Raw genomic sequence first — 7,743 nt, 5'->3', positions numbered from 1 at the left:
AGAGACAGTAGCGGATACAGCAATTCCTTGAGCATTTGCGAAGCTCAGGCAGCGGGCGATTTGACCATCTAAATCCTTTTTCTGATCGGAGCTGGAGATGCGAGTATAAATAACAGCTTTAGACTCTCTAACAACCTCATCAACAATGATCGTGCCAGTAGGCAGCTGCCTTGCAGGCACAGGAAGCTTGCCGCTACGAAACTGGTTCCATGCGGTACGATAGCTTATTCCTTGTTTTCTTGCCCAATCTGAAAGCTTCATTTACACCAATATATTACTATGTATATATATACAGTAACATAAAATCAGCAACAGTTGCAAACCCACGCCGGGGAAAAATTGGTTTTGGTGCCGTGATTTACGGGGACAACAGGTTTCATCAGGCTCATCATTAAATATTGGATGGGACTTTCTGCCTGAATCACATTCACTTTTCAAGTGTCACCAAGTATCAGGAACGATGAATAACCAACTTCCAGTTTGGCGTTCTGTCATATTTCCGTCATTTTCGATGTTAATACGGTAGAGAAGTGGTCGTGAATCCCGCAAAAATTGATCCGTTAGAGTTTTTAGATAAGCAAAATTTATCTTAATTTTTAGTTCATTAGATGCTTCAAAAGCCAACCAATTGGGTTTTATCGCTACATCCCCATGTAACTCAAATGGTAAATCGGCAAGCTCACTCAGCCTCGCCCAGTACCCATTACTGGCACTATCCTGACCCAAGAGATGATACATTTCATTACATTTTGCACTATCTAAGTGCCAGAAGCGACGCCCAAAGACCATCAAATTAGCGCGATAGTTAACGGTTTGTGACAAATCACTCAACCAAGCTCGCCCCGGCAATGTATTCAGTATTTGCAATTGATGTAGTCGCGCATGGGAGACTTTTTTAAATAAGCTATCGTTTTTGTTCGGCCCAATCCAATCATGGGGAGCAAGATCAGGTCGATGTAAATAGAACTTGGTTGCAAATTCAATTTGCATTATCTGTCCATCAGGTAAGCGTACAAGCGCATCCACCTCCCCCAAGGTGACACCGTCTTGATGCAGCTGATGATGTTCAGCCAGTATTTCTAACTGATAAAAATGACGTAGGGCAAACGAAAACAATCGTTCTGCGTAAACACCGAGAAAATGGGATTTAGCTTGCGCCATCCATTGCACCAATGGGTCTGGCCGCGTAACAAGCTCGTCGTAGCGTGAACGCCAATCCTGATGACGGTAGGGCAACAACGAACTATCCGCCCAGATCAGTTCTCGTTCTTCAAGCAGCCAAAGTAAATCTGCCAACAGTTGTTGCACTCGCTCCCCTCATCATTTTCTTCATGGGCACTGCCCTTTGTTATCACCATCTGACACTAGAAGATTTATCGTCTCAAAACGATTATCATGGCGTCTAGTAAATTTTGGGGTGAGCCCGCTGGGTGTCACCGTCCACACAAGAGTAACCCGTATTGCTATCCCTATGAAGAGTATTGAGTCCCTTGGCGATTTATTCGCTGCCGTCGATTGCCATGCCACCTTTTACGATGTTGGGCGTCATATTCAACGCCTGACACCACAACAAGTGATCCAATTCGATCGTAAGCAAACCCCCTATCCAACTCCGTTCCGCCAACACGCTTGGTTAGCCTGTGTCCTCAGCAAGGTTCAGGCACAAGGCAAGGAGTATGTGGTGTGGTTTATTCGCTTGCCAGTGGATGAGCAAGCCTGCTTGAACCTTGGGGCCAGGGATCACTTTATCAAAACCATTGTTGATAAGATCATGCACAAAGGGGAAGAAGCCGGATTGCAAGAGGCACTAGAGGACAACCCTTACGCCTTTCAACCAGATCAAGAGCGCTTAGCCAGTTTTCATGCCAAATTAGGCCGCGACTTAAAAACCCAACCTTCCTCGTACTTTGCGCCCGTTTGCGACTATATCGCCGGACTCCCCTCAACTACCGATGGTTGGGATGAATTAGGCCTACAAGGTTTAGCCGAATTAGCAGCGCGGGTAGATATAGGCCAATATGAGTCGTTGATTCTACAGGCGGTACAAGCTGCGCCGATGCCACTATTAACCTCTCTCTGCCACGCTTTAGAGCACGAACATTTACCACCTACTGTGGTACAGGCGCTCGCCGAACGTTTGCAGGAAAGTGATATTTCGGTAACGCCTGCATTTATCCGTGCGCTGTCACGGGAACAAAATGCACAGGCAGTGGAAACGAGTTTACTGACTCTTTTAGGTGACTTAAGTAGTTGCTCTGATGCTCAAATCCATATTATTGCGGCACTGATTGCCAAGGCACCCCAGTGGCTCAGAAGCAGCCCTATTCTGCTGCGTGTCATTATGGAAAAGCTAGCACACCGAGACGATGGTTTGACAGCATTTCGTCAGGTGTTATCGGAATTGACTCAGAATCCAGAAGACCGAGCAACAATCTGGGCCCTGCTGCGTTCGCCAAGCATTAGCCCCAAACTAGCCGAGGCGGTAAGCCAGATCTTTACGCCGACTCAGAATACTGTGCAATAGCATTAGTGGCGCGTATGCCCAGAGTCGAAAGGCTCGCGCATACGCTGCCGATGTTGTTTGAACTCTTCGCTTAGTTGATACTGACCGTCATCGGTAACGGCTAAGGCCCCCCGACTTACTAAGGCGTCGAGAGTCTTTGGCAGCACTTTTTGACGGCGCTCTCCTTTGACAAAATACAATTTGTCATCAAGCTCAACCAGATCAAACCCGGATTCAATAAAGCCGATACACAGATTCTGAGTTGGCGTAAGTTTTAACTTCATCTTTGATACCCTCCACATGCATGGATGCTTTGGGTAACTATAGCCAATTTTCCAGATAACAAAATGTTATTGCTGTAACAGGCACAGAAGCATAACTCACCGAGCGGGATTACTCACTGAACACAACCGTCTTGTTGCCGTGTACTAATACTCGGTCTTCGAGGTGGTAACGCAGGCCTCGGGCTAACACCAATTTCTCGATATCTTTACCCAAACGCACCATGTCAGTAGCCGTGTGACTGTGACGCACGCGGATCACGTCTTGTTCGATGATTGGCCCCGCATCCAAATCTGCCGTTACATAGTGGCAGGTAGCCCCGATCAGTTTTACGCCACGTACTGCCGCTTGGTGGTAAGGTTTCGCTCCGATAAAGGAAGGTAGGAAGCTGTGATGAATATTGATCACCCGATGGCGGTATTTTTCACACAGATACTCTGGAAATATCTGCATATAACGAGCCAAAACGATGGTGTCAGCACCGGATTGGTCGATCGCCTGCTCGATTTGAGTGAAGGCCGGCATTTTGTTTTCCTTCGGCACATCAATACAGTGATAAGGCACCTGGTACCACTCCACCATGGAGCGTAGATCCTCGTGGTTCGCTATCACACCGACGATTTCGCAATGTAATTCTTCGGTATGCCAGCGGTGCAAAATATCGTTTAGGCAGTGGGACTCTTTGGTGGCCATAAGCATTACTTTAGGCTTGTCACGACTATCGGTGACGTACCAGTTCATATCAAACTGTGCGGCAATCGTGGCGAATTCAGCGCGGAACGTCTCAATATCAACCGTCAGACTATCCGCATCGATGACGTGACGCATAAAGAACCATTTCTGCTCCGGATCGGTGTGGTGATTAGCTTCAATGATGGAGCCATTACGTTCGTGCAGATATTGACTGACTGCTGCCACGATACCCACTCGATCGGGACAGCTGATCACTAAGCGAAAAGTGTTACTCATGGTTTTTCTAACCTTGTTGTCGTTTCTCAATAAAAGTCATTGGTTGACATTCCAGCCACAAGTAATGGGGTTACTTGTGGCGAATAATCCAACACTGGTGAATTTTGGTATTGCGTTCGAAGTCTGGGTCCAGGGTGCGTCGGGTAATATCTTCTACTTGATAGCGAGTCAGAATCTCATCATCCAACACAAAGCGACGATAGTTATTCGAAAAGATCAACTCGCCGTCTCGGTGTAATAAGGCCATCGCACCATTGATTAGCTCAATATGATCGCGCTGTACGTCTAAGACATCGGCCATTTTTTTGGAATTTGAGAAGGTCGGCGGGTCCATAAAGATCAAGTCAAACTCACCCTCGCCTTTTTCTAGCCAACGGAAACAGTCGTCGCGCACAACTTTATGATCCCGTTCCGAAAATTCATTCAAAGCAAGATTACGTCGCGCCCAATCAGTATAGGTATTGGACATGTCGACGCTTAATGTTGATCGCGCACCACCTTGACCCGCATGGACGGAAGCGCTAGCGGTATAACAGAATAGATTTAAAAAGCGCTTGCCATTGGCTTTATCCTGAATCAATTTACGCACCGGACGGTGATCTAAGAATAAGCCAGTGTCCAAGTAGTCATGGAGGTTGACGATAAAATCACAGCCATGTTCTTCAACCGTCAGCTCATGCTGGGTCTGATCCATACGCTCGTATTGTTGTTTGCCCGCTTGACGCCGACGCTGCTTCACGACGATTTGGGTCTCGGGAATATCCAGTGCCACAGGCAGGGCCGCTACCACATCAAATAAGCGCTGCTGCACTTTTTCTGGGTCAACACTCTTCGGCGCTTGGTACTCCTGCACATGGGCCCAATCGCCGTAAATGTCGATAGCTACAGCATATTCCGGCATATCTGCATCATAGAGGCGGTAGCATTGGATATTTTCCTTGGTGAGCCATTTTTTCAGACGTTTCGCATTTTTTTGCAGACGGTTAGCAAACATCTGTGCGCCGGATGACATGCCAATCTGAGCAATATCGCCCTGTTTAATATGTTTTTCAGAGAGCGGAAATTGATACGCGCGACACTCTAAACCGCCGTTAAGTATGCGAGTATTTTTGTCCGGACGCACTGGGATCTGCCGCGCCAATTGTTCGTTACTGGTCAGTAACATCAGATGGCCGCCAGGGTTATGGGTGACAGCCCATTCCCCAAGCTGTCGATACAGGGCAACCAACGCCATTTCATCCCCAAGACGTTCTCCGTAAGGAGGATTCACCATAATCAAAGATGGCGACTGATCCCAATTGAATTCATGGTCTTGAAAAGGGGACAGAGTTACTTCAACGATACCCACCAAACCGGCACGTTTGATATTCTCGCGGGCTGCGGCAATGGCTTTGCTGTCGCGGTCTGTACCTTGGAAACGCACACCAAGCTCTTGTGCTTGTTTACGTTGATTCTTCGCTTGATCTTGAAGCTGTTGCCACAAGCGATGATCATGCTGACGCCAACCTTTAAAGCCCCAGTAGGGACGGCGCAAGCCCGGCGCAATATTCAGCGACATGAGCGCTGCTTCAATAAGAAACGTCCCAGAGCCACACATTGGGTCAACTAACTGGGCAAAGTCCGTTTGTTTTCCACTCCACCCCGAACGCAGCAATAGACCTGCTGCGAGGTTCTCTTTCAATGGGGCCATGGCACCCTGCTGCCGATAACCGCGACGATGCAAACTCTCCCCAGATACATCCAAACTGATCACAGCTTGGTTGCGCTTAATGCGTAAGGCGATACGAATATCTGGTTGCTGTTTAGCGACACTCGGACGACGTTGTTCTTTCGCCATAAAAAAATCAGCGATGGCATCTTTTGCCCGCACCGCGCCGAACTGGGTGTTACGGATAACTTGGTTGGTGCCATGGCAATCAATGGCGATGGTGCAATCTGCAGTCATGTGCGCCGCCCAATCGACGCTGGCAACCCCATCATATAGATCTTGCGCCGAATCGACGGTAAAGCTATGCAACGGCAACATTACTCGGGTTGCTACCCGAGACCAAAGACAAGCGGTATAGAGTCCGGCTAAGTCCGTCGTTAGCTTAACTTGAGCCTCCCCAAGACGGGTTTGCGTCAAGCCAAGATCAGAAAGCTCTTGCGCTAGAACGTGTTCAAGCCCTAGGGGGCAAGTTAGCTCTAGGTCAAAAGCGGCGGGGGTTGGCGCAGTTTGCGTTTGGGTATCGGTCATGTTTAATTACTTTTTATTTCAGTTTTATGAATTGTTAGAACAAAGTGTTTTTAGACAAACGTTCAATGCTCTACTAAACCTTAAAATTCGGTGTAAGAGCAATCAGAACTGAGAGGAACTTTCCGATGAAGAAAATGAAACGTGACCAACATTTAAGAGCCTATGTTCGCGGATATCGCGCAGGTATGGCAGGACGCTCAAAAGCTCTATGTGAACAATGCGGAGCCAACGCCAGACAGGACTGGTTAGCAGGCTGGCGCGAGGGTCGAGAGGATATGTGGAATGGTTTAACCCCCGTCGACGGCACCCATAAAGCGGTCAGTTTTTCTCAGTAACTTTTACTACTTACAAATAAGGCCAGCTTTTGCTGGCCTTTTTTATTTATCTCGTCTGCTGACGAACAAAGGCATCGGTACTGGCAATAGCTTCTTTTATTAGCTGTGGTCCGCGATAAATAAAACCGGAGTAAATCTGCACCAGACTCGCTCCTGCTTGCAATTTTTCAACTGCGTCGGCTCCAGATAAAATACCGCCAACCCCGATTACAGGTAATTGACCTTTTAAATGCTCGGTCAGCACTTTAACTACATGGGTGCTAGCGTCCCGCACAGGGGCCCCGCTCAAACCGCCCGCCTCTTCTGCCAATGGATGACCATTTACTGCGTCACGGCTAAGGGTGGTATTGGTCGCAATGATACCATCGACTTGTTGAGCGACTAAGGTATCGCTCACGAGCTTAATTTCGTCATCCGTCATATCTGGCGCAATCTTCACCGCAAGTGGGACATATTTTCCGTATTGCTCAAAGTAACGTTGACGGGCAGCGACTAGCGGTGAAATCAGCTGGGCTAAACTGTCACCAAACTGCAAATTGCGCAGTCCTGGCGTATTCGGAGAACTGATATTAGCCGTAATGTAGTCAGCATAAGGAATCACCGCTTCTAAACAAGCAAGGTAGTCCTGTGCGGCATCTTCAACACTTGTGGTAAGGTTCTTACCGATGTTAACGCCGAGCACGCCATCAAAGTGGTGCTTACGAATCCGGCTAACCATATGGTCGACGCCCTTATTATTGAAGCCCATGCGGTTAATAATGGCATCGTGCTCCGGCAAACGAAATAGACGTGGTTTGGCATTGCCGTGCTGGCCTTTCGGAGTAACCGTACCCACTTCAACAAACCCAAATCCTAACGCGCCTAAGGCCTCAAATGCGTCGGCATTTTTATCCAAGCCTGCCGCAAGACCAACGGCATTGGGAAAATTGAGCCCCATTACCTTAACTGGTGTAGCGAAGGATTCTTGCTTAAAACAGCGATCTACACCCAGGCGAGCGGATGCGCCAAGTAAATCCAAAGATAATTCGTGCGACACTTCCGGATCGAGTTTAAACAGTAACGAGCGTGCTAAATCATACATGGTACGTTGCCTTATCTTTTAGTGGTCACAATTACCGTAATTTGGTGATACCGACGAGTTTTTTGTTGTCATCAAATTCGACTTCAAAAGAACCATAAACTCCCTGCATGGTGACGAACTGCTGAAAAGCGAGAAGCGGCAACTGGATCTTGCGACCATCTCGACTTTGCACCACCAATCCCTTGACCGATCCCTTGTACATTTCTTTGTATTTGTAGGCCGGTAAACTGACATCGACGACGATTTTTGTCATTTGCTGTCTTATTCCCCAATCTGAAGCGCCACGACGGCTTGTAGGCGTGATTTCTATTTCGTTAAGATGGACGCTATTATATTG

General features: G+C 47.8%; 8 protein-coding genes and 1 pseudogene. 2 read left to right on the top strand and 7 right to left on the bottom strand.

Annotation, left to right across the window (positions count from 1 at the left end; all coding sequences use genetic code 11):
* Both FJM67_RS09780 and FJM67_RS09775 read right to left on the bottom strand, forming a co-directional pair.
* A pseudogene (locus FJM67_RS09780) lies at positions 1–261 on the bottom strand (recombinase family protein); the annotation flags it as partial.
* Between the two features lie 180 nt (positions 262–441).
* Entirely contained in the window at positions 442–1,308 is an 867-nt protein-coding gene (locus FJM67_RS09775) for a DUF1853 family protein (protein ID WP_140588852.1), read from the bottom strand.
* 163 nt (positions 1,309–1,471) lie between these two features.
* Between FJM67_RS09775 and FJM67_RS09770 the strand changes: the two genes are divergently transcribed.
* Entirely contained in the window at positions 1,472–2,524 is a 1,053-nt protein-coding gene (locus FJM67_RS09770) for a DUF3549 family protein (protein WP_140588851.1), read from the top strand.
* Positions 2,525–2,526: 2 nt separating this feature from the next.
* Here FJM67_RS09770 and FJM67_RS09765 read toward each other — a convergent pair whose 3' ends face one another.
* From FJM67_RS09765 to rlmKL, 3 genes are all read right to left on the bottom strand, one after another.
* Positions 2,527–2,787, bottom strand: a complete 261-nt coding sequence (locus tag FJM67_RS09765) for a formyltetrahydrofolate deformylase (protein WP_140588849.1) — start codon at positions 2,785–2,787, stop codon at positions 2,527–2,529.
* A 109-nt stretch (positions 2,788–2,896) separates the two neighbouring features.
* On the bottom strand, positions 2,897–3,754 hold the full coding sequence (gene purU / locus FJM67_RS09760; protein WP_140588847.1) for a formyltetrahydrofolate deformylase: 858 nt from the start codon (positions 3,752–3,754) through the stop codon (positions 2,897–2,899).
* Positions 3,755–3,824: 70 nt separating this feature from the next.
* Positions 3,825–5,990 (bottom strand): bifunctional 23S rRNA (guanine(2069)-N(7))-methyltransferase RlmK/23S rRNA (guanine(2445)-N(2))-methyltransferase RlmL, encoded by a 2,166-nt coding sequence (gene rlmKL, locus FJM67_RS09755; protein ID WP_140588845.1) that lies wholly within the window; start codon positions 5,988–5,990, stop codon positions 3,825–3,827.
* 125 nt (positions 5,991–6,115) lie between these two features.
* On the opposite strand from rlmKL, the gene rmf reads away from it, so the two are divergent.
* Entirely contained in the window at positions 6,116–6,325 is a 210-nt protein-coding gene (rmf, locus tag FJM67_RS09750) for a ribosome modulation factor (protein ID WP_140588844.1), read from the top strand.
* Between the two features lie 46 nt (positions 6,326–6,371).
* On the opposite strand, the gene FJM67_RS09745 is transcribed toward rmf, so the two are convergent.
* The gene (locus tag FJM67_RS09745; RefSeq protein ID WP_140588842.1) at positions 6,372–7,406 is read right to left on the bottom strand and encodes a quinone-dependent dihydroorotate dehydrogenase; all 1,035 of its coding nucleotides are present in this window, start codon (positions 7,404–7,406) and stop codon (positions 6,372–6,374) included.
* Positions 7,407–7,437: 31 nt separating this feature from the next.
* Positions 7,438–7,659, bottom strand: coding sequence for a DUF2835 domain-containing protein (locus tag FJM67_RS09740; RefSeq protein WP_140588840.1), 222 nt, complete (start codon positions 7,657–7,659; stop codon positions 7,438–7,440).
* Positions 7,660–7,743 lie beyond the last annotated feature (84 nt).

Source organism: Maribrevibacterium harenarium, from assembly GCF_006385675.1.
Classification (GTDB): domain Bacteria; phylum Pseudomonadota; class Gammaproteobacteria; order Pseudomonadales; family Marinomonadaceae; genus Marinomonas; species Marinomonas harenarium.
Note: the sequence above shows the minus strand (reverse complement) of the source record. Positions and strands in the feature narration are given on the sequence as shown.

Excerpts from the sequence above, each read along its gene's own strand:
- rlmKL (WP_140588845.1), bottom strand. The coding sequence starts at position 5,990 with ATGACCGATACCCAAACGCAAACTGCGCCAACCCCCGCCGCTTTTGAC.
- purU (WP_140588847.1), bottom strand. The coding sequence starts at position 3,754 with ATGAGTAACACTTTTCGCTTAGTGATCAGCTGTCCCGATCGAGTGGGT.
- FJM67_RS09765 (WP_140588849.1), bottom strand. The coding sequence starts at position 2,787 with ATGAAGTTAAAACTTACGCCAACTCAGAATCTGTGTATCGGCTTTATT.
- FJM67_RS09770 (WP_140588851.1), top strand. The coding sequence starts at position 1,472 with ATGAAGAGTATTGAGTCCCTTGGCGATTTATTCGCTGCCGTCGATTGC.
- rmf (WP_140588844.1), top strand. The coding sequence starts at position 6,116 with ATGAAGAAAATGAAACGTGACCAACATTTAAGAGCCTATGTTCGCGGA.
- FJM67_RS09740 (WP_140588840.1), bottom strand. The coding sequence starts at position 7,659 with ATGACAAAAATCGTCGTCGATGTCAGTTTACCGGCCTACAAATACAAA.
- FJM67_RS09745 (WP_140588842.1), bottom strand. The coding sequence starts at position 7,406 with ATGTATGATTTAGCACGCTCGTTACTGTTTAAACTCGATCCGGAAGTG.